Here is a 20,739-nt window from a genome sequence, read left to right on the forward strand (position 1 = left end):
ATGACCATCACTTTTGATGTGGCCGACCGCCCCGTACCGTACCGCGTCAGCCGAGCGGCCCGGACAGGCGACGACGTCACTGTGCTGCTCAATTCACGTGTTGTTGATCCCGAGTCGAGCACGTCCGGTTCCCCGAGCGATGTGTGGCTAAAGGCAGGGCAGATCTCACGTATTGTTCCTGCGGGCAGTGAACCGGGCACGGGCAGCGTCCTGAATCTTAAGGGCAGGTTCGTGGCTCCCGGACTCATGGATGCCCATGTTCACTTGGCCTTCGATGGTGGTGATGACCCGAAGGGAACCTATCAGGGCAGCAGCGATGACGAGATCGTTGCGCAGGTGGTGGCAAATGCGCGGATTGCGCTTCGAGCCGGAATAACCACAGTGCGGGACTGCGGGACACCCAGGCACCTGCTTGCTCCCATGAGGGCAGCCCTGGGCATGGTGTCAGATGTCGCCACCGTGGTTCATTGCGGTGCGCCGATCTGCCGCGTGGGCGGGCACGGTCACGACATGAACGGCGAGGTACGCACCCGTGAGGATATCGAGGCCATCATCGCCGAACAGCACGCGGCCGGCGCCACCTGGATCAAGCTCATGGCCAGCGGCGGCGGATTTACTCCCGGCACCAGTCCAAGCGTTTTTGAATTCGACCCCGTCCTGCTCCGTGAAGCGGTGGTCATCGCCGGCTCCTACGGCATGAGGACTGCAGCTCATGCCCATGCCAGTTCCTCAATGGCCGCATGCATCGAGGCAGGCGTGCACTCCCTGGAACATGCCTCGATGCTGGGGCCGGACGAGCAGTGCGTTCCCGATCGCGAGCTATTGCGCAGGGCGGCCGATGCCGGGATCCACATTGTGCCCACCGTCGTTTCAGCGGACATCGTTTCCCGGCAGTTGCGAGGGGGCCACCCGGTACTATCCAACCCCCAGGACCGCAATGTGGTGGCGCGGTTGGAATCGCGGTTTACCAACGTGACCGAGTTCCTCCGCTCCGGCGTGTCAATCGTGGCAGGGACGGACGCAGGCCCTGCCCACGTCACCTTTGATCTCCTTGCCCGCGAGTTGGCACGCTATGTCGACGCCGGACTGGCAGCACAGCATGCACTGAAATCTGCCACGTGTGAAGCCGCCGACATGCTCGGGATGGAGACGCAAGTGGGTCGCATCCGGCCCGGTCTGTGGGCCGACCTCATCGTCACGGCGGAGGACCCCATGCAGGACATCAGCACTCTCGCAACACCCCTTGGAGTCCTCAAACGCGGACTACTGATCGCCCAATAACTGCTCGCGCCACCCCTGGACCACCATCACACCCTTAAGGCATCCCATGAACCTGACCCCAGTCAATGATGACTTGGCGGCGAAGACCGTCCCGCCCCTCGACGACCCCCAGCTGGAAGCACTTGCTGTGATCGAACGCCGTGTCCTGTGGCTTGCGACGTCCGTCATCCACCACGCAAACAAAGTGCGGCCCAACACGTCCGGCATCAAAGTGGGCGGACACCAGGCCTCGAGTGCCTCCATTGCCACGATCATGACCTCGCTCTGGTTCGGGCAGCTCCGCGCCGAGGACCGTGTCTCGGTGAAGCCCCACGCCTCGCCGGTGCTCCACAGCATCAACTACCTGCTGGGCAGCTTGGATGAAAAGTACCTCACGACGCTGCGTGAGTTCGGCGGGCTGCAGAGCTACCCCAGCCGGTCCAAGGATCCGGATCCCGTTGACTACTCCACTGGCTCTGTCGGTATCGGGGCCACCGCGCCGATCTGGGGTGCCATCTCGCGGCGTTACATCGAGACCGTGAGCGGCACACCGAACCGTGGGCGACAGTACTCGCTGGTCGGCGACGCCGAACTGGACGAGGGCGCTGTCTGGGAAGCTGTGCTGGACTCGAATGTTGCGGATCTCGGCGAGATCGTCTGGATCGTAGACCTGAACAGGCAGTCCCTTGACCGGGTGGTGCCAAACATTGCCGCGGGCAAGATTGAACGCCTCTTCGCGGCCGCTGGTTGGCAGGTCATTACCGTGCGTTTCGGCCATCTTTTGGAAAGTCTCATGGCCATGCCTGGAGGCGATGCACTCCGGGCACGCATTGTTGACATGTCCAATCCCGAATACCAGCGGCTTCTGCGTTGCTCGGCCGAGGAGCTGCGCCGCAGGCTCCCGGGTGAGGGCGCCGGGGGTGCGGCCATCGCGGAACTTATTGCCGGCGTCGAGGACCAGATCCTGACCCGGGCCATCAGGAACCTGGGCGGGCACGACCTCGCCGCGTTGCGCGAGGCCTACGCGCAGATCGATGACACCCGCCCCACCGTCATCATCGCCTACACCGTCAAGGGCAACGGGCTGCCCACCGAAGGCCATCCGCAGAACCACTCCTCGCTGCTTACTATCGATCAGTACCGACAACTCGCCCACGGAATGGGCGAGAACCCCGACGCGCCGTGGACGCGGTTCGACCCCGCAAGCACCGAAGGGCAACTGGTGGGAATGACGGCCGAAACCCTTCAGCGCTCCGCGCAGCCTGCTGTCGCCCCGCCCTCAGTACCGGCAGATTTCGGCAGGACGCCCTCGGGCACGGCAACCACGCAGGCGGCTCTGGGCCGTACCCTGCTGGACGTCACCCGTGGGGCGCCCGATGTGGCGCGCCGAATGGTGACCGTCAGCCCGGACGTGAGCTCAAGCACCAACCTCGCCGGCTGGCTGAACAAGGTGGGCGTCTGGTCAGTGGAAGAGCGCCGGAACTGGTTCAGCGACGATACCGAGACGGTCATGCACTGGCGTGAAAAGCCCACAGGGCAGCACATCGAACTCGGCATAGCCGAGGTCAACCTTGTCAGCCTCCTGGGCGAGCTTGGTGCAACCTGGAGCCGGTGGGGCCAGCCGTTGTTCCCGATCGGCGTGCTCTATGACCCGTTCGTTGAGCGTGCCTTGGAACCGTGGTCCTACGGCATCTACGCGGGCGGGCAGTCGATCCTGGTAGGCACGCCGTCGGGCGTGACCCTCGCACCCGAAGGCGGCGCCCACCAGTCCATCAAGACGCCGTCCATCGGCTTGGAACAGCCCGGCTGCACCAGCTACGAACCTGCCTTCGCGATCGACGTCGAGTGGACGTTGCTCGCCTCCATGTCCCAACTCGGACGCTCGGACGGCAAATCCGCGTACCTGCGTCTTTCCACAAAACCCGTCGACCAGCAACTGGCCGCCGTCCCGGAGGATCCCGCCGCCCGTGAGCGTCGCCGTCGCCAAGTCGTGGCCGGCGGCTACATGCTGCGCGCGGCCGCGACGCCGTCGGCGACGATCGTCGCCATGGGCGCCCTGGTCCCGGAAGCGCTTGCGGCCTCCGACCGGCTCGCCGCCCAAGGCACCCCCGTGGACGTTGTCTGCGTTACGAGTCCCGGCCTTCTGTACGAAGCGCTGCAGGGACGCAACGGACAGAATCAGGACGCACCGTCCTGGATCCTGGATCAAATCCTGCCCTCCGAGCGCGCCGTCCCCATGGTCACCGTGCTGGACGGTCACCCCCACACACTGGCGTTCCTCGCCAACGTGCACCAAGTCAGAAGCCGCAACCTCGGCGTCGACACCTTCGGCCAGGCGGGCGGTATTGACGACGTCTATCGCTACCACGGGGTGGACACCGACAGCATCGTCCGCGCTGTCCTGGACTTGGTCAGATGACAGCAAGTGATGCTGATCTTGTCTTGAGGGTTCGGTCGGGGGATCAGGGGGCTTTTGCGAGTCTTTTTGACCGGCATCGGGATATGGCGCGGTATGTCGCGGCGGGGCAGGTGGATAACAGGGCCGATATTGAGGACATTGTTTCGGAGGCGTTTGTTTCGATTCATCAGGCCCTGATGCGTGGCAAGGGTCCTGATACTTTCTTTAGGGCGTATTTGCTGACAGCGGTGCGGCGGATCGCGCAGGCTCAGAACCGGATGGCGGCCCGTAGCCTGCCGGTTTCGGACAGTTTTGTGCTGGACCGGGTGGAGGATCCTGAGGACCCGGCCGTGGTCGGGTTTGAGTCCAGCACGGTGGCGGCCGCGTTCAAATCCCTGCCCGAGCGCTGGCAGGAAGTCCTGTGGTACGTGGACATAGAGGGAATGAAACCCGCCGCGGCATCGGAAGTCTTAGGGATCACCCCGAACGGGGTCTCGTCGCTGGCCATCCGGGCCCGTGAAGGCCTGCGGCAAGCCTATTTGCAGGGCCACATCAAAGACTCAACCTCCCAGGAATGCGAAGGGTATCCGGACCAGTTGGGGGCCTACTCACGGAACGGTCTGAGTCGGCGGGCGCACCAGAAAGTCCAGAGCCATCTGGAATCCTGTTCGAGATGCACTGCCCTGCTCCTGGATCTCAATGACGTGCAGTCCGCCATGAGGGCCATCATCTTCCCCTTAATCGCGGGAGTGGCCCTGACCTCGGCCGCCCCCGGGATCACGGGCGCCGCTGGACTCACCGGCGCCGCTGGACTCGCGGGTACTGCTGGAATCGCAGGTACCGGGGCCGGTGCCGGCGGCGAGGCTGCTCCGAAGTCCATCGCTGCCATGATGAAAGTTGGGGCAGCTGGGTTGACAGGGGCGGTCATTATTGTGGGCGCCACCATAGCTTTGGCAGGAACCGGAACCAACAACCCCGGCACACCGCAGGCCGGTGAGGTGCCGGCATCCACTTCCAGCCACGAGAACCAGAACACAAAGTCCCCACTCACCGGCACCCATCCGGCCCCGGCCGCACCGACGAATCAACCCTCGAGGATTTCGGGCCCCGGGCCGGAAGACCCTCCCGCAAATCCTGAAGAACTGCCCGCCCTGAACGGCGTGCAACGCAGCCCCGCCAGCTTCCCCGCGCCGCCGCGCCGTCCGGTTGCTTGGCCTGCCCCGCCCGCGGCCGCTCCGCCCAAGCCCCTCGAAGTGCCCAAGCCCTTCGAAGTCCTGCCGTCTCTACCCGGGGCGGGCACCACCAAGGACCCAACACCCCCGACGCCGACCCCGTCGCACAGCCCCACCCCGACACCAGCCCCCACACCGAGCCCCACCCCGACGCCGAGCGCCCCTCCAACGCCGACGCCGAGCCCGACCAGGCCTATAGCACCAGAGGTCACGGCCACCGTCACCACGGGGGCGGGCTCAGGCGCGGCCGATGTCCAGGCGACAATCACCTTCACCATTGCCGGTCAAACTGCCACCGAAGCCGCTGAAGTGATCTTTTCCGTTTCCGACGGGGCAAGCCTGATCCCGGGAACACTCATCCAACCTGCGGGATGGTCCTGCACAGCACATAACGACGCCACAAAAGAAGTCCGCTGCACGAGCACCGCCGTGGACCCCGGAAACCTACAATTCATCCAAGGCATCTCCCGGAAAGACCCTGCCTCCCAGACCACCCTCGACTACCAATTCATGGGAACGGGATTGCCCACAACCACCTTCTCCAACACCTTCTGAGCACCCAGGACCCTCTGACCCGCAGGGATGCGGCCACCGAACGAGGCATTGCCCGCACCGAGGTGACCTGGATGCCCCCGGCTTTGTTGACACTCCAACAGACAGGCTCCTTGCTTCATACTCGTGGTGCATATGGACTTAATAACTAAAAGACCTTTATGATCACGGCAACAGCGAAATTCGTTAACATGCGAAGCCCGCTGGAGTAATAAAATAAACGCCCTACTTTGCGATAGCTCAGTATCGCAAAGCCGCCCTAAATGACTCGCATCAATTCCGTTCGCACCCAGGTCTTCCGCCAATGAGGCAATTGGCGGCTGCCCGATTCATTTTTTGAGAGAGCGCCCCTTGAGCACATCACCTGATACGCCTATGCCCAGCCCCAAAGCGGGGCACCCTCGAAGGACCCACTTTTCCCGATCCAGCCGAACCCTCATGGTCGGCATTTTTTGTGCCTCCTTGGTACTTACCGGCCAAACGGCAGCAACAGCCGCCGGCGAAACAGAAAATGCCGTGACATTCACCGACGTACCCGCAGGCATGATGTTTGCGAAAGAAATGTCCTGGCTGGCAAATGAACGCATCTCCACCGGCTGGTCCGACGGAACATACCGTCCTTTGACCGCAATCAATCGTGATGCAATGGCCGCGTTCCTCTACCGGCTGGCAGGATCGCCGGAATTCACGGCACCAAGCACCTCGCCGTTCCAGGATGTCAGCCCCGGCCAGCAGCACTACAAGGAAATGACATGGCTTCACGAGGAGGAAATCTCCACCGGGTGGGATGTGGGGAACGGTAAACGGGAGTACCGCCCTACGGCCCCGATCAACCGCGACGCCATGGCGGCCTTCCTCTACCGCTTTGAAAACAAGCCTGATTTCCAGGCACCAGCAACGCCACCCTTCTCTGACATCACCAGCACGACGCAGTTCTACACCGAGATTTCCTGGCTCCATGCGAAGGGAATCGCTACCGGTTGGGATAACGGAGACGGCACGGCTTCCTACCGCCCGCTCTCACCCATCAACCGTGACGCTATGGCGGCATACTTGTACCGCTTATCTTTGCCCCCTGCAGCGGATGGTGTTGTGACATCGCCGGATACCCTGGTGATTGATACCAACACCTTGGCACAGGAATACGTTCAGGGCGATACAACCATCACGTTCAACTCCGTGGGTGCGGGAGCACCGGATATCGACCCCGGCAACGTGCTTGTTTCTGGTTTCTCGGAGGTTACTCCGGACGGAATGTTGGTTCGCGTCCAGCAGGTTACTAATGCTCCGGACGGAAAACAGACAGCTGTTGTCCAACAGGCCACCCTGCCGGACGCCATTTACGACACCAACGGTTTGGTCACCCCCACCACCACCATCGTGAAGCAGGAGTTCATTCCGGCGGATGGTGTGGACGTCATTGATAACGGGCAGGCCTCCGCGGCTCCCTTGAACCGTAACGGCGGTCGAATTCCAGCGGACGAGTTGGCCACCCCAAGTGACGTGTCCCTGCCCATCTTCGAGAAAACGTTCAAATTCTCTGACACCCTGAGCAAATCCGTCACAGGAACTGCGTGGAAGACCGTGGATGTGGAGGGCACCGGAACTCTGGCACTCAGCAGTGAATTCGGTGTTGATTCTGCTGTCAACGCAGAAGTGGATATTCACTGGGCGTCACTGAAGGAAGCGAAGTTCACGCTGGACACTGGTTTGTCCGCCGAAACAACTGCACGCGCAACGGGAACGCTGACCGGAACCGCGGAAAAGAACCTTGGCACGGTCAATACCTGGGCGCATATCCAAGTTGGCCCAGTCCCTGTAGACATTCAGTTCATCTCCTCCATCGACCTCAAGGCCAAGAGCGAATGGACCGCAGATACCTATGTCACGGCTGCAGCATCTGCAACCACTACGGTTGGCATGTCCTACAAAGACGGCAATTTCCAGCCCGTCGCTGAGTATGGCGGCAACGCCGAAGCAACATTCCAAGGCCCTCAGCTGACCAGTGAATCTTCAGTAACCATCGGACCCACCCTGACCGCAAAGCTGTATGGAATCGCGGGACTTACGGGTGGATTCGATGCATACGCCAACTACGCCACCGGCCCGGAAACCTGTGCACACGAGGTAGGCCTGGCTGGCCGCATAGGCGTGATCGCCGGCGTCGAGGTCTTCGGTATGAAGCTGACAGACGAGTGGAAGAAGGAGATCACCAAGAACCTGGTTCTTTGGGAAGGTGACCTCTGCAAGCCCACACCGCCCGTTGGCGACGTCTCTGAGGAAGTATTCGGCGACGGCATCGCCGTGGAAGAAGACGGCGGAGCAGGTGACTCGTCCCAGTGGGGCAGGGCAACTGACTATGGTCCCGGTGGCGCCGCATGGATCCTGTCCACGGGCAACATGCAGAACTCCGTTGGCACACCCGAACAGCAGGCGTCCAGCGATCTGGGAACACCAGGAAACGCCACGCTGTCCAACTTCATCGGCGATCTGCCCACTTTTGATGCAGCCTCCTACTGGGCCAAAATCATTCCTTCAGGCGACACCCTCCATGTTCGTTACTTCTTTGCCAGCGAGGAATACCCCGAATACGTGGGCAGTGCCTACAACGACGTCATGGGCGTCTTCGTCAACGGAACCAACTGCGCGTTGGTACCCGGTACCCAGAGCCCAATCAGCGTGAACAACGTCAACGATCACACGAATGAAAGTTATTACATTGACAATGCCGCCGGAGCAAGCGGATTCAACACCGCCATGGACGGGATGACCACCGCCCTCACATGTTCGGTTCCCGTGCAACCGGGCGTACCTGTCACCGTGGAAATTGCCGTTGCTGATACCAGTGATGGCATCCTCGACAGCGCCGTAGCGCTGCTCGACGGAGGCATCTGGTCCGACTAACGTTGAGAGCAAGAAAACAGGGCCCTCCGCCACATGGCGGAGGGCCCTGTTTCGTTGATCAGTGCACTGTTTCGCTGATCAACGAAAGGTTCAGCGAAGTGAAATTCGACGACGACGGTCGGTTCCGCAGCGAAGGTCCCGGTTGAGCCTGCGGTCGCCGTGGTAGAGGATCGATTCCCAATCAACTTCCTCGGCCGTTTTGGGTTCAACCAACGATTCGGGCTTTGCTTGCGTTCTGGGCGTCACGTACAGCCAATTGACTGCTCCCAGGACAACATCCACCGCCGAGTTCCACAAGCCGATATACGACTGGATGCACATCATGGCCAACACTGCATTCAGCGATGCGAAGGCGACGTTGCCCCAATTCCCCTGCTGGGCGTCCCTCCAAACGGTCAGTACCGAGAACGCGACGATGGCGTAAGGAATCAGGACATAAATGGCGGGGGCGGCTGTCCGGTCCTTCACCTTGGGGGTTCGGACAAAGAGGATCTTGTCCCCCGTCAGTCCTTGCTGGAGGGATTTCAGGACGCCGGCGAGGTTGACCGGCAGCAGGATGAGGTTGAACCCGTATATCCGGAAGATGTCGCTAAAACGATGGCCGCAATCGCGAAGGTCTGAACCCATGCACAGGAAATACGGCAAGGCAGCTATAAACACTGCAGGACTAAGGAGCCTGCTGTCATAGGGATAAGCCAGCAGGAAAAGGAGCCCGAAGCTGGCCCAGGTAATCGACGCCATGTAGTTCACACGCAGGAGAACTTCGCGGATGAGTATTCTTTGCCGCTGGTTCCGCCGCTGCGAGAGTTGGTTCCAGAGCTTGGGAAGGATGAGCAAGCCTCCGTTGGCCCAGCGTCGACGCTGCACCACCAGTGAACCGAAGTCTGGTGGCGTTGCACTGTAACTCAGGCGCTCCGGATAATTTACAAGCGTCCAACCATGAGTGCCCAGGTCAATGCTGGATTCAGTGTCCTCAATGACGGTGCGGTCCTGGATATAGGTGCGGATTTCGAACCCGCCAACCGTCTCAACTTCAACGATGTCCTCGAGGGCGCGCTTACGGATAATCGCATTGGCACCCACCCAGAAAGTCGCTCCATAGTACGTCATACCTTGGTGCAGAATGTGCTGGATATCGGTGGTGGCACCGGCAATCCTCTCAATCCGGGTAGGTGCACCCCGGAACGAGGAATACGGTGTTTGCGTCACTGCCACACGCTCGTTACCCGCAGATTCCAGGAAGTACACCAAGCGCAGACAATAGTCCCGCAGCAGCAGGGAATCAGCATCCAAGGTCAGCAAATAGGTACTGTCCGGAACCAACAGATCGTCATCACGTGGAACCAGGGATGGACGCAGAACCACGCCTCCAGCAGTCTCTTCCCGCCGCCAACGTTTTCCCATGAGGGAAATGTAGGCGTTGAGGTTCATGGCCTTGTTCGCTTCGTGGGACAGGCTGGCATACCTCTTCCGCTCAAAAGTCTCGGTTTGAACGTTGAAAATCCACGTGAGCCTCAGGTAAAGCTGTTCCATCCGCTCCGGGTTTGGGGCCGTGTTCTGCGCCTCCGCTGCATTCAGCGCCAACAAAACCAAGCGAAGTTCACGAGCCAGTCCCATGATGACCAGGTCCACGAAGAATTCGTCCACATGGTCTTCCACGGTTTCAGCCTCCGCCATCGCTTCCAGCCACTCCACCGCTGCCTCATACTCCGCAATCAGGAGTTGGAGCTCGTCCGCTTCAACCGTGGCAGGGGCTTCCGCTGCAAGGGGCGACGTGTGCCTCACCCTGAAGGTAGCCAACGCCTTGTTTGCGCGCTCTGCCGGAGCAGATAACGCATCTGCAATTTGCCCCGCCAGCGCCCTGGTCTGTTCAAGGCGGTGGATCTTCTCCGGCTCGGTAGGATGCGGAGGATCGTCCAGCAGGAGCACCACCCGCAGATCCGGGAACTCCTGAAGGGCGGCCGACCACAACGTACCCCGCACAACCTGGGGTTCTTCTGCGTAGGACGGTACCAACACCGTCACGGCCTCTTTGTAGTTGGCGAAGTGATTATCAAGTTCACCTCGAGGGACCCTGCGATGTTCCTTGAACCGGTACAGAGCACCTTGCCGCGCCATAAGGTACATCAGTGCGGAGAACGTCAGGAACGTGACGACAATAAGGTACGAAATCGACTCAAATCCGAAGCGGAATCCTGAGTTCGGATTGTCAACAAGCTGCCGAATGATGGTGGAGACAACGTAATACAGCCACGCCCCCACCGTCACGAGCATGGCAAGCCTGCCAAGAACGATCTTTCGCGACGACGGCGTTGGGTGAACAATGGCCAACGGTTCGGACCGCCGTTCCGACCCCCACTGCCTCTTTCGCCCTGTATTTTCCAATCGCTCTGCGGGAAGCTCTTTGGTCTCCCGCTCTACATCGGACAAATCAACCAACTGGTCCGTCATTATTCCCCATCAAACTGTGAACCGCGCCTTCCGGCCCTGTAGCCGGTTGAACGTCCACCTTCTGTAACAAAGGCGTCGCCGATTGCCCTTATAGTAATCGATAGCAGGAGCCTTACGATTCCCGTGTGGTCCACGGAATTTGTTGGAACAGTTATTGGCCTCATTCATGGGTTTTAACTCTGCTCACTCGAATTTTTGGGTCTCAATGTTGGGGGATAAATGTCCAAGCACTTTCCTGGGCGAAAGCTGTCCTGGATTCGGCTCTCCGTACTGCTGGCTGTCATAGCTGTGGTGGTGGGGGCCGGCGTCGTGTCCTGGCGTAACTACACTGATACCCGTACCGCGGCAGCGTCACCTTCACTTTTCACTGGGTACGTCGACGTAACGGCGACACCTCGGTACGCGTTCGAGCAGCCAGTCAGCGACACCACCAAGTCCGTGGTTTTGTCCTTCATCGTGGCCGACGCCAAGGACGGGTGCACGCCATCCTGGGGCTCCTTCTACAGCCTGGACGCGGCCGCCTCAGACCTTGATCTGGACCGACGCATTGCCAGGCTTCGGCAAACCGGCGGAGACATCGCCGTCTCCTTCGGTGGGCTATCGAACAAGGAACTCGCCACCGCCTGCACCGACGACGACCGGCTTCAGCAGGCCTACTCGAACGTGGTTGACCGCTACGACCTCAACACCATCGACCTCGACATCGAGGGAACCGCCCTGACGGATAAGGCAGCCATCGCACGACAGGCCAAAGCCATCGGCGCGGTGCAGCAAGGAAGGCGGGCCGAGGGCAAAAGCCTCTCCGTCTGGCTGACGCTACCCGTGGCTCCGTCGGGGCTGACTACAGACGGGACGGCCGCCGTCGAGCAGTTCCTCTCATCCGGTGTGGAACTTGCCGGGGTGAACATCATGACCATGGACTACGGCGAAAGCCGTGTGGCCGGACAGTCCATGCTGCAGGCCTCAATCGCCGCAGCCGAGGCGACCCACTCCCAGCTGGGTGAAATCTACTCCGCAGCGCAGCAAAGCCTTGGGGCACAAACCCTATGGCGCAAAATTGGCTTAACCCCCATGATCGGCCAGAACGACATTGTGGCTGACGTTTTCACCCTCCCCGACGCCCAAGGTTTGCACGACTTCGCGCAGGGCAAAGGCATTGGCAGGATGTCCATGTGGTCCTTGAACCGGGACACCGAATGCGGCCCAAACTATCCCACTCTGACTGTGGTGTCCGACGCCTGCAGTGGCGTGCCGCAGCGTGATAAACGTTTCTCCGATGTGCTGGGTGCTGACATTGACTCCAAACCCACGGACTCCCCCGCTCCGGTGCTGCCAACGGGCACAACCACCGCCACGGCGGTAGTAGACGACCCCGCTACCAGCCCTTACCCGATCTGGTCTCCCGTGGCCACGTACGTGCAGTCAGACAGGATCGTTTGGCACGGCAACGTCTACGAGGCCAAGTGGTGGACCAAAGATGACGTGCCCAACGATCCCGTTCCGGACAAAGCCGCTGCGCCGTGGAAATTGATCGGCCCCGTCCTGCCCGGCGACCGGCCCAAGCCTGAAGTCACTGTTCCCGCCGGAACATATCCGGCATGGTCAGCCACAAGCGTTTATCACAAGGGCGACCGCGTGATGCTGGGCCAGCACGTCTTCGAAGCTAAATGGTGGGTCCAGACACAGAGTCCGGAAGCCGCGCTGCAGGGGTCCACAGATTCGGGCTGGATGAAACTCTCCAATGAGGAACTGACCAAGGTGCTATCTGGCGAAGCGGCAAAATAGGAGCAACACAGCATGAGGAAGTATCTGGCAGCTGCGGCATCGATTGCAGTGGCCACACTGATCCTGAGCGGATGCGCCCAAGGGCACGATGACGCCAAAGCAAGTGACCTCGGAATCACCTTCGCTTACTCATTGGCGGGTCACGACGGCAAATTCTGCGACCTCCTGGACAGTTCCAGCGAACAAACCGTGGATGAGTGCAAGAAAAGCGAAACAGAAATGGCGGCGAAGCAGGAAGCCGACCCCCAGCCAATAATCTGGGTTCCCAAGATCTACCAGATGGTGCCTAGGGAAGAAGAAGTGCTCGGAATAATAGTGGAATTCAACCGGGCAGGAAACCAGGAGTTTGTTGCCATTGAAGCAATTCGTCGGGGAGGCGAGTACAAGATCCTCCGGTGGGCATATCCGGATAAGGCCGACTACAAGACCGACCGTGCCATAACAGACACCTTCGGATGGTGAATTCGAGCCTTTCTCAGTGCATAAAGCCGCTACCGTCCCAGTCCCGGTCGTATTTGCCGCAGCGGGTGCATCGCCTGTACCGGCCGCTGCCATCCTCCGCGGATTCCACGTGCCAGTGGTGGTGAAGGTTTAGCTTGCACATGATCATCTTGAGCATGGCGCACTCCGTTCTCAGCACGCTGACCCGCTAAGCGCGTTTCATACGTGTGACTAAGTTTAGGCCGCACGCCTTGTATTCTCTATCTGAGCCACGTCTTGTTGGCCTTTTCTGGTTTGGAACTACGCCCTGCAGGTGCTGAACCATGGACGTTCCTGGGGGAACCATGATTCAGTCCCGATCCGCGCGTTTCATTGCACGCTGGAAGCCAGTGTTATCCGGCATCGTGGCCGTAGGTGTTGCCAGCCTGCTGTCCGCGTGCACCATGATTCCCCTTCCGGGGATTCCCGCCGCAACAACGCCACCTCCCAGCACGTCTCCAGTGGAGAGAAGTACAGAAATTACGACGGCGGCATGGGAAGTACCGCTCGACGCCATCGGCCAGCCTGTGGTGGCCGATGGCGTTGCCTTGGTCTACGCGTCGAGTCCCACAGGTGTCAATGCCCATGCGTTCTCCGTTGCTGATGGGAAACAGCTCTGGACCCAGCCTGTTCACCCGGGGCTCGACGCGCCTTCTGTTCCCCTTGAACCTGTTGTCACCAGGACCGCTGCAGGAAAGAGTGCCGCCATCTTCCTGCAGGCTACGGCTCCTCCGCCCAACAACAGCGGCTACGAATGGTGGACTACTCCGGTGGCCTTTGACCTGAGCAGCGGCAAGGAGCTCTACCGCGGGAGGGCGGAACTAGTTAGTACACGCCCCTTTGCTTGCGACGAGTTGCAGGACATGTGCTTTATCGCGTTCGATGAAACGTTCGGGACAGTAGAACACTGGGTGGACTTGGAATCCGGCGACAATCTTTCCGGACCTGAAGTGAACCCGCTGACCGGGAACTTCCGGCCGGTCGGGAAAGAACTGTACTCGGTGCTGTCGGGCGGAGTTGAAACCCTGGCCCACGTCTCCTACGGCGAGGTCCTGTGGGAAGTGGAGATGGAAAGCATTTTCGGGAAGGGCGCCACCACGGACCTGGGCTGGCACTTCACTTACTCGGAAAAATTGGATCTCTACGTTGGCTCCGTCGGCATTAACCCTACAAATTTTGCGCCCGAGGAATTTACGGAACAAACCTTTTCACTGAACCTGCGCGAAAGCACCAAAACGGTGGGTTTCCGGGCGTCCAGCGGCCGTGTTCTCTGGACCGCCGATGGTTCACAGCTCGAATGCGCCAAGACCGTGGGCACGGCTTCTTCCAAGCTGGAGGGCGGGGACGCTTTTCCTGTTCGGTGCGAGTACGTAGATGGCTCGGTTGAATTTCCCGCAGGGAAATACGTGGGCGGACATTCGAAGGTGGTAGGTTACGATCCCATCACCGGCGAAGCCGTTTGGCAAAGCAAACCGGTGGAAGTTCACAGTTGGGAAACCGCCGGCCTTATACCTTCAGCGGGCCACGGCGACCTGGTGATTGCCGGCACCTACTATTCATCAGCCCTGTTGGACGCCCGCACCGGCAAACCCAGTGGGGCAAGCTTCGACGATGCTTTTGTTTGCACGAAGGCAACCACCTACACCATGCCGCCGAATGGGCCCAACAAGGATCAACCAGGCGGCGACATCGGGGCCGGCTCACTCGTCGCATTTCCATGCCTCAAGAGCGGGTCCCCGGCCCCCGCATTCACCTATGGTGCCCTCACTGACGTGAGCACTCCGGACCAAGACATGGCCGTCATTTCCTTGGAAGGAAAAGTGGCCGCGTACAAGCTCCTCAAGGATTTCGTCTAGGCGAGCTTCACGAAACCTGTCTCTATCCGACCTAGTCGCCGTACAACGGTGAGGGGTGCGAACAAGGGCGGGACCTGTTGCGCGCAAGGAACCTAGCCCTTGAAAATCGGCGCCCGCTTCTCCTGGAAGGCTCGGAAACCTTCGGCGTAGTCGTCGGTCTTGCAAAGCCGTGCCTGCTCTGTGTTTTCCTCGGCCATGGATGCCCACAGGCCCAGGCGCTGGTCTCGGATGTGTGCGACGAGTTCCTTGGACGCGTTGAACGCACCTGTCGCCCCCGTGGCTACCCGCGACACGATCTCCCGCGTCACCGGCAGAAGGGAATCGGCCGGCATTGCCCGACTGAACATCCCCTGCTCCACGGCTTCCGCGCCGGAAATGAGGTCGGCGGTGTAGATCAGGTCCAGTGTGCGGTGCATGCCCAGGCGCTCCGTGAAGTACCAGTGGCCGCCCGAATCCAACGTGGCACCGAGCTTGGCGAAAGGTGAACCGAATTTGGCGTTGTCCGCCACGTACACCACGTCCGTGGCCAACAACAGCCCCAGCCCGACCCCAAGGCAAGCCCCGTGGGCGGCGGCAAACGTGGGCGCCGGAAACGCTGCCATCTTCTTCAACAGCGGCTCCACGAGTCCGCCAAGGTACGCCTGCGCGTCGTCGGTTTCCGGGGTCACCCCCGAGATGTCGCGGCCGGCACAGAAGGCCCGGCCTTCTCCGCGAAGCAGCAGCGCCCGCACGTCACCGCGTGAGGCGGCGGCAGCAGCGTCGTCGTACGCTTTGTCCAGTTCGGCAAGCGCGTCCTCGTTGAGCGAGTTCAGCTTGTCCGGGTAATTAAGGACGATTTCGGCAATACCGTTGGCAATGGAGAGCTCGATCATGGGGACTCCTTAGACGTCGAAGTCGACGGTAACTTCTTCGCTGGTGGGGTGGGACTGGCAGGTGAGGACGTAGCCCTTGTCCAGCTCGTCCTGCTCAAGGGCGTAGTTCTCATCCATGGTCACCGTACCGGTGATCAGCTTGGCGCGGCAGGTGCCGCAGACGCCACCGGCGCACGCGAACGGAACGTCCGGGCGAACACGCAAAGCGGCGTTGAGGATGGATTCGCGAGCATGGGTGGGACTGGCGACGTCGCCGGTGAGACCATCCAAGGTAAAGGTGATCTTGTACGTGTCCTGCGACTCGTCCTCCACAACCGGGCGGCCGGCGTTGCCCTCGGGACGGTCCGGACGGCCAGTGGTGAACAACTCGAAACGAACGTGCTCGGGCTCAACACCGCGGGCAGCAAGGGTGTCACGGCAGAGCTGGACGAGCTCGAACGGCCCGCACAGGAACCACTCGTCCACGTCCTCGGCACGGATGGCACTGCTGAGCAGCGCCTGCAGCTTCTCCGAATCAATGCGACCCGTCATCAACGGCGCGATCCGCTGCTCGCGGGACAGCACGTGATGCAGCGCCAGGCGGGACGGGTACTTGTCCTTCAGGTCCGCCAGCTCTTCAAGGAACATGACGTCCATGGCAGCTTTGTTGGCGTACACCAGGTCAAAGGTGGTCTCCGGATTGGCCGCCAGCAGAGTGCGCGCAATGGCGATGACCGGGGTAATGCCCGAACCAGCTGCGATCGCCACGAAGTTACCCGGCTCCCCCGCCAGCTCCTCCGGGTGGTTCATGGAGTTCATGACGTTGTGCTGAACTGACGCGCCGTCCTTGCCGTGCCGCGAGATGAAAGCACCCTGCGGGCTCATGACATCCAGGACATCACCGGCCTTCAGTTCGGCGTTGGCCCACGTGGAGAAGAGGCCGCCCAGGTCTTTCTTGATGGCCACGCGGATCTCGCTGCTGCCGTCCTCGAAGCTGCGCGGCTCTGCGCAGATCGAATAACTGCGGCGGACCTCGTGCGGCTCGCCCTGCTCATCCGGCAACGTGGTGCGAAGGGCCACGTACTGGCCGGGCAGGTAGTCGTACTGCCCGGCAAGCTCGGCAGGAACACCGAACGTGACCTCAATGGCATCGTCCGTCAGGCGCCGGACCTCCGAGACAGTCAGGTTGTGGAAAGACGCACGACGGCGGCTGGCCGTCTGGGTTTCGGTGGTCATGGAATTCCTTAGAGGACTTTGAAGTAGTCGAACGGTTCCTTGCAGTCCTGGCAGACGAACAGCGCCTTGCAGGATGTGGAACCAAAGCGGGTGAGTTCCTTGGTGTTCAGCGATGAACACTGCGGGCATTTCACGGCCAGGCTCAGGCGGACGGGACCGGAATGGCCACCTGCGGCAGCCATGCCACTGGGCGGGGCGATCCCGTACTCCTCCAGTTTGGCCTTGCCGGATTCGGTCATCCAGTCAGTGGTCCACGCCGGGGACAGCACCAGGTTGATGTGCACGCTGGCGTAGCCCTCCTTCTGGAAAGCCTTCCGCAGGTCGTCACCAATGGCGTCCATCGCCGGGCAGCCCGAGTACGTGGGCGTGATGGTGACCTCGACGGCGGCACTTGAGGCGCCGCCGTCGTGCTGGCTTGTTGTGTTGGTCGCCGCCGGGACAACCCGCACGCCGCGGAGGATCCCCAGGTCCTCAATGGTGAGGACCGGGATCTCCGGATCGCAGACCGTGGACGCGATGTCCCAGGCCCGCTGCTCAGCGGTCTTTTCCTGCATCCGCGACAGAGTCGTCATGCTGGTCACCAGCTCGCGCCGGGGTGTTCGCGGGCCAGGACCTGCATTTCAGCAAGGATGTAACCCAGGAATTCGGAATGCTTGCCGTTGCGGCCGCCGCCCAGTGCCTGCGGGACGCCGGGAATTTCCAGCTCCGCTTCGGCCATGATTTCTCCGGTGAGGCGATCGAATTCTGCGCGAAGGCTTGAAGGCTGAACAATGACGCCAGCCTCGGCCAAGCGAGTGGTCAGTTGGTCGTCTTCGAAGAGTTCGTCCACATACGGCCACACGAGCTTGAAGCCCTGGATGATGCGTGCCCGGGACTCATCGGTGCCGCCAGCCAGGCGAAGCACCCACTGCGCGCTGTGATCGCGGTGGTAATCGACTTCCTTCACGGCCTTCGCGGAAATGGCTGCGATGGTGGCATCGGTGGACTCCATGAGCTTGGTGTAGAGCTCGTACTGGTAGAAGCTCACGATGAACTGCCGGGCGATGGTCACCGCGAAATCGCCGTTGGGCTGCTCAAACAAGTGGGCAGAACGGAACTCGTGCTCCCTGCGGAAGTAGGCGAGGTCATCCTCGGACTTGTCCCAAGCGGCACCGGCATAGGTCAAGAAGGAACGCGCGTGGCCCAACTGGTCCAGGGCGATATTGCCCAGGGCGATATCTTCCTCGAGCTCGGGAGCACGGGAAATCCAATGGCCCAGGCGCTGGGCGAGGATCAGGCCGTCGTCGCCGATGCGCAGGGCGAACTCTGCAACGTCCTCAGTGGGCTTGACCTGCCCGCGGCTGATTTCGAGCGCGATGTCTTCGGGGCGCAGCGCGTTGCCCGGCGTGATGCGGGTGGCACTGGCCGAGCCGTCGCCGGACGCGCCGGCTCCATGGACACCCACTGAGATGTCGCCGTGGCCCTCAATGGCGAAGTCAGTGTCTTTAGCAGTTTCTTGAGTGCTCACAGGTGCTTCACGCCTTCGCTCTTGGTGTAGTACGTTGCGTGGCGGTAATCCTTGCCCTGCGGGGACTCGAAGAAGGAACCCTTGGAGTCGGGATCGCTGGAGGAAATCGCCTCGGCCGGGACAACCCAAATGGAGACGCCTTCGTTGCGGCGCGTGTACAAATCGCGGGCGTTCCGGAGTGCCATGGCCGCATCCGGTGCATGCAAGGAACCGGCATGTACGTGGGACAGGCCGCGGCTCGAGCGGACGAAGACCTCCCAAAGGGACCAGGGGGTTTCTTCCTTGGCGCCATGCGAGGTGACGTCCGGGCCTGAGGCGGGCGCCGTCGTCGTGCTTTCAGCGTTGGTTGCCGCAACCTTGGAGGCCTCGCGGTTGATTTCGCTGGCGGCGCTGGCCGGTGCTTCCGGGTTACCGTGAGGAGCCATTATGCTGCGTTCTCTTTCTGTGCTTGCTTGCGGGCGTAGGCCACTGCGGCTTCGCGAACCCAGGCACCGTTTTCGTGTGCCTCACGGCGGCGCTCGACGCGCTGCGAGTTGCAGGGACCGCGGCCGGCCAGGACTTCCTTGAACTCGTTCCAGTCCAGGGGTCCGTGCTCCCACTTTTTGGTTTCTTCGTTGAAACGGATGTCCTTGTCAGGCAGGGTCAGGCCGAGGACACGGACCTGCTCCACCATCATGCCGACGAACCGGCTTCGCAGCTCGTCATTGCTGAACCGCTTGATGTTCCAAGCCATGGACTGCTTGGAGTTGGGTGAGTCGTCGTCCGGCGGGCCGAACATCATCAGCGACGGCGCGTACCAGCGGTTCACTGCGTCCTGGGCCATCTGCTTCTGCGCAGGCGTGCCGTTGGACAGCTCCAGCAGGATCTCGAAACCCTGGCGCTGGTGGAATGATTCTTCCTTGCAGATGCGCACCATTGCGCGACCGTAAGGACCGTACGAGGCGCGGCACAGGGGAACCTGGTTGCAGATGGCTGCACCATCAACAAGCCAGCCGATGGCCCCCATGTCAGCCCAGGAAATCGTGGGGTAGTTGAAGATGGACGAGTACCGGGCCTTGCCGGCAATCAGGTCTTCCATCATCTGGTCCCGGGACTGGCCCAGGGTCTCAGCGGCCGAGTAAAGGTACAAGCCGTGGCCGGCCTCGTCCTGGACCTTGGCCATGAGGATGGACTTGCGCTTCAGGCTCGGTGCCCTGGTGATCCAGTTGGCTTCCGGCTGCATGCCAATAATTTCCGAGTGCGCGTGCTGCGAGATCTGGCGCAGCAAAGTCTTGCGGTAAGCCGCCGGCATCCAGTCGCGCGGTTCGATGCGCGAGTCCTCCGAAATGATGCGATCAAAATACGCCTGTCCGGCTGCCTCCCGCTCCTGCTCTTCCGGGGACAGCTCAGCGGGCACTGACTGCAGATTCTGCGATGCCATGGTTGCTCCTAATAAATTACCGACCGTTCGTTCAGAATATGCGGACCGGGTGATTTCAGTCAAGCGTTCGAGTCTTTGGTGCGCCCGGCGTTTGGTCCTGTTTGCGTGGCCCTGCGTTGTTGACAAGGACCTCGCTGCCCGCCGTGTTAACTTGGGGTGGGACCTCAGCTGTCCCAGTCACCGCTAGAAAAGAGCCTCACGTGGAATCGCCCCATCCCTTCAGGATTCTCACCGTCTGCACCGGGAACATCTGCCGCTCCCCCGTGGCCGAACGGTTGCTGCAGACCGGGCTCAACCAGGTCAGTCCCGGGTCCTTCGAAGTCCGCAGCGCCGGCACTCGCGCCATGGTGGGTGAGCCCATCCAGCCCCTCTCGGCCCGGATCATCAGCACTTTCCGCGGAAACCCTGACGGTTTTGCGGCCAGGCAGCTGACCCCCAAGATCCTCAAGGAAACCGACCTGGTGCTGGCCATGACGTCCAAGCACCGCGGCGAAGTCCTCCAGTTGGACGCGTCCTTGCTAAAGCGAACCTTCACCGTGCGGGAATTTGCCCGGATGCTGTCCGTGCTGGAGAACCGGGGCGATACGGCCCCGGCCGGGGACATCACGGAGTTCTGGCGTGCGCTTCCCACCCGGGCCGCCTCAGTCCGCCACCTCGCGCTACCGTCCGATCCTGCAGACAACGATGTGGTAGACCCCTACCGACGAGCGGAAGAGGTCTACCACCAGATGGAGGATGAGCTGGCCCCGGCCATCCTAGGCATCCTCCGTTTCGCGCGCCTGACGGCGCCGGCCTAGTTGGTTTTTG

Annotated in this window: 15 protein-coding genes; 8 read left to right on the plus strand and 7 right to left on the minus strand. The window is 61.2% G+C overall.

Annotation, left to right across the window (positions count from 1 at the left end):
- The 4 genes from KCX59_RS17445 (at position 1) to KCX59_RS17460 (ending at position 8,346) form a co-directional block, all read left to right on the plus strand.
- On the plus strand, positions 1–1,281 hold the full coding sequence (locus KCX59_RS17445; protein WP_179016712.1) for an amidohydrolase family protein: 1,281 nt from the start codon (positions 1–3) through the stop codon (positions 1,279–1,281).
- A 46-nt stretch (positions 1,282–1,327) separates the two neighbouring features.
- A complete protein-coding gene (locus tag KCX59_RS17450; RefSeq protein WP_179016713.1) occupies positions 1,328–3,679 on the plus strand; it encodes a transketolase-like TK C-terminal-containing protein in 2,352 nt (783 codons plus the stop codon).
- Between the two features lie 83 nt (positions 3,680–3,762).
- Positions 3,763–5,445 carry a sigma-70 family RNA polymerase sigma factor gene (locus KCX59_RS17455; RefSeq protein WP_434122510.1) on the plus strand — a complete coding sequence of 561 codons (1,683 nt, stop codon included), beginning with the start codon at positions 3,763–3,765 and terminating at the stop codon, positions 5,443–5,445.
- A gap of 435 nt (positions 5,446–5,880) precedes the next feature.
- The gene (locus KCX59_RS17460; RefSeq protein WP_179016993.1) at positions 5,881–8,346 is read left to right on the plus strand and encodes a choice-of-anchor L domain-containing protein; all 2,466 of its coding nucleotides are present in this window, start codon (positions 5,881–5,883) and stop codon (positions 8,344–8,346) included.
- A 90-nt stretch (positions 8,347–8,436) separates the two neighbouring features.
- On the opposite strand, the gene KCX59_RS17465 is transcribed toward KCX59_RS17460, so the two are convergent.
- Complete coding sequence (locus tag KCX59_RS17465) at positions 8,437–10,797, minus strand: glycosyltransferase family 2 protein (protein ID WP_256871356.1); 2,361 nt, start codon at positions 10,795–10,797, stop codon at positions 8,437–8,439.
- A gap of 219 nt (positions 10,798–11,016) precedes the next feature.
- Between KCX59_RS17465 and KCX59_RS17470 the strand changes: the two genes are divergently transcribed.
- The 3 genes from KCX59_RS17470 (at position 11,017) to KCX59_RS17480 (ending at position 14,918) form a co-directional block, all read left to right on the plus strand.
- Positions 11,017–12,582 carry a chitinase gene (locus KCX59_RS17470; RefSeq protein ID WP_179016994.1) on the plus strand — a complete coding sequence of 522 codons (1,566 nt, stop codon included), beginning with the start codon at positions 11,017–11,019 and terminating at the stop codon, positions 12,580–12,582.
- Between the two features lie 12 nt (positions 12,583–12,594).
- Positions 12,595–13,044: a hypothetical protein gene (locus KCX59_RS17475; protein WP_179016995.1), complete on the plus strand. Its 450-nt coding sequence runs from the start codon at positions 12,595–12,597 to the stop codon at positions 13,042–13,044.
- Between the two features lie 302 nt (positions 13,045–13,346).
- Positions 13,347–14,918, plus strand: coding sequence for a PQQ-binding-like beta-propeller repeat protein (locus KCX59_RS17480; protein WP_256871357.1), 1,572 nt, complete (start codon positions 13,347–13,349; stop codon positions 14,916–14,918).
- Positions 14,919–15,010: 92 nt separating this feature from the next.
- Here KCX59_RS17480 and KCX59_RS17485 read toward each other — a convergent pair whose 3' ends face one another.
- The 6 genes from KCX59_RS17485 to paaA are packed head-to-tail and all read right to left on the minus strand — an operon-like array spanning position 15,011 to position 19,932.
- On the minus strand, positions 15,011–15,790 hold the full coding sequence (locus tag KCX59_RS17485; protein WP_179016996.1) for an enoyl-CoA hydratase/isomerase family protein: 780 nt from the start codon (positions 15,788–15,790) through the stop codon (positions 15,011–15,013).
- 9 nt (positions 15,791–15,799) lie between these two features.
- Entirely contained in the window at positions 15,800–17,005 is a 1,206-nt protein-coding gene (paaE, locus tag KCX59_RS17490) for a 1,2-phenylacetyl-CoA epoxidase subunit PaaE (RefSeq protein ID WP_091470592.1), read from the minus strand.
- A gap of 8 nt (positions 17,006–17,013) precedes the next feature.
- Complete coding sequence (paaD, locus tag KCX59_RS17495) at positions 17,014–17,577, minus strand: 1,2-phenylacetyl-CoA epoxidase subunit PaaD (protein WP_179016997.1); 564 nt, start codon at positions 17,575–17,577, stop codon at positions 17,014–17,016.
- A 5-nt stretch (positions 17,578–17,582) separates the two neighbouring features.
- A complete protein-coding gene (paaC, locus tag KCX59_RS17500) occupies positions 17,583–18,512 on the minus strand; it encodes a 1,2-phenylacetyl-CoA epoxidase subunit PaaC (RefSeq protein WP_179016998.1) in 930 nt (309 codons plus the stop codon).
- Entirely contained in the window at positions 18,509–18,937 is a 429-nt protein-coding gene (paaB, locus tag KCX59_RS17505; protein WP_179016999.1) for a 1,2-phenylacetyl-CoA epoxidase subunit PaaB, read from the minus strand. Before paaB ends, paaC begins: the two co-directional genes overlap by 4 nt.
- The gene (paaA, locus tag KCX59_RS17510; RefSeq protein ID WP_024817856.1) at positions 18,937–19,932 is read right to left on the minus strand and encodes a 1,2-phenylacetyl-CoA epoxidase subunit PaaA; all 996 of its coding nucleotides are present in this window, start codon (positions 19,930–19,932) and stop codon (positions 18,937–18,939) included. Before paaA ends, paaB begins: the two co-directional genes overlap by 1 nt.
- Positions 19,933–20,132: 200 nt before the next feature.
- On the opposite strand from paaA, the gene KCX59_RS17515 reads away from it, so the two are divergent.
- Positions 20,133–20,729, plus strand: coding sequence for a low molecular weight phosphatase family protein (locus tag KCX59_RS17515; RefSeq protein ID WP_091470584.1), 597 nt, complete (start codon positions 20,133–20,135; stop codon positions 20,727–20,729).
- Positions 20,730–20,739 lie beyond the last annotated feature (10 nt).

This window comes from Paenarthrobacter nitroguajacolicus (assembly GCF_051027655.1).
Classification (GTDB): Bacteria; Actinomycetota; Actinomycetes; order Actinomycetales; family Micrococcaceae; genus Arthrobacter; species Arthrobacter nitroguajacolicus.

Excerpts from the sequence above, each read along its gene's own strand:
- KCX59_RS17445 (WP_179016712.1), top strand. The coding sequence starts at position 1 with ATGACCATCACTTTTGATGTGGCCGACCGCCCCGTACCGTACCGCGTC.
- KCX59_RS17450 (WP_179016713.1), top strand. The coding sequence starts at position 1,328 with ATGAACCTGACCCCAGTCAATGATGACTTGGCGGCGAAGACCGTCCCG.
- KCX59_RS17455 (WP_434122510.1), top strand. The coding sequence starts at position 3,763 with ATGGCGCGGTATGTCGCGGCGGGGCAGGTGGATAACAGGGCCGATATT.
- KCX59_RS17460 (WP_179016993.1), top strand. The coding sequence starts at position 5,881 with ATGGTCGGCATTTTTTGTGCCTCCTTGGTACTTACCGGCCAAACGGCA.
- KCX59_RS17465 (WP_256871356.1), bottom strand. The coding sequence starts at position 10,797 with ATGACGGACCAGTTGGTTGATTTGTCCGATGTAGAGCGGGAGACCAAA.
- KCX59_RS17470 (WP_179016994.1), top strand. The coding sequence starts at position 11,017 with ATGTCCAAGCACTTTCCTGGGCGAAAGCTGTCCTGGATTCGGCTCTCC.
- KCX59_RS17475 (WP_179016995.1), top strand. The coding sequence starts at position 12,595 with ATGAGGAAGTATCTGGCAGCTGCGGCATCGATTGCAGTGGCCACACTG.
- KCX59_RS17480 (WP_256871357.1), top strand. The coding sequence starts at position 13,347 with ATGGACGTTCCTGGGGGAACCATGATTCAGTCCCGATCCGCGCGTTTC.
- KCX59_RS17485 (WP_179016996.1), bottom strand. The coding sequence starts at position 15,790 with ATGATCGAGCTCTCCATTGCCAACGGTATTGCCGAAATCGTCCTTAAT.
- paaE (WP_091470592.1), bottom strand. The coding sequence starts at position 17,005 with ATGACCACCGAAACCCAGACGGCCAGCCGCCGTCGTGCGTCTTTCCAC.
- paaD (WP_179016997.1), bottom strand. The coding sequence starts at position 17,577 with ATGACGACTCTGTCGCGGATGCAGGAAAAGACCGCTGAGCAGCGGGCC.
- paaB (WP_179016999.1), bottom strand. The coding sequence starts at position 18,937 with ATGGCTCCTCACGGTAACCCGGAAGCACCGGCCAGCGCCGCCAGCGAA.
- paaA (WP_024817856.1), bottom strand. The coding sequence starts at position 19,932 with ATGGCATCGCAGAATCTGCAGTCAGTGCCCGCTGAGCTGTCCCCGGAA.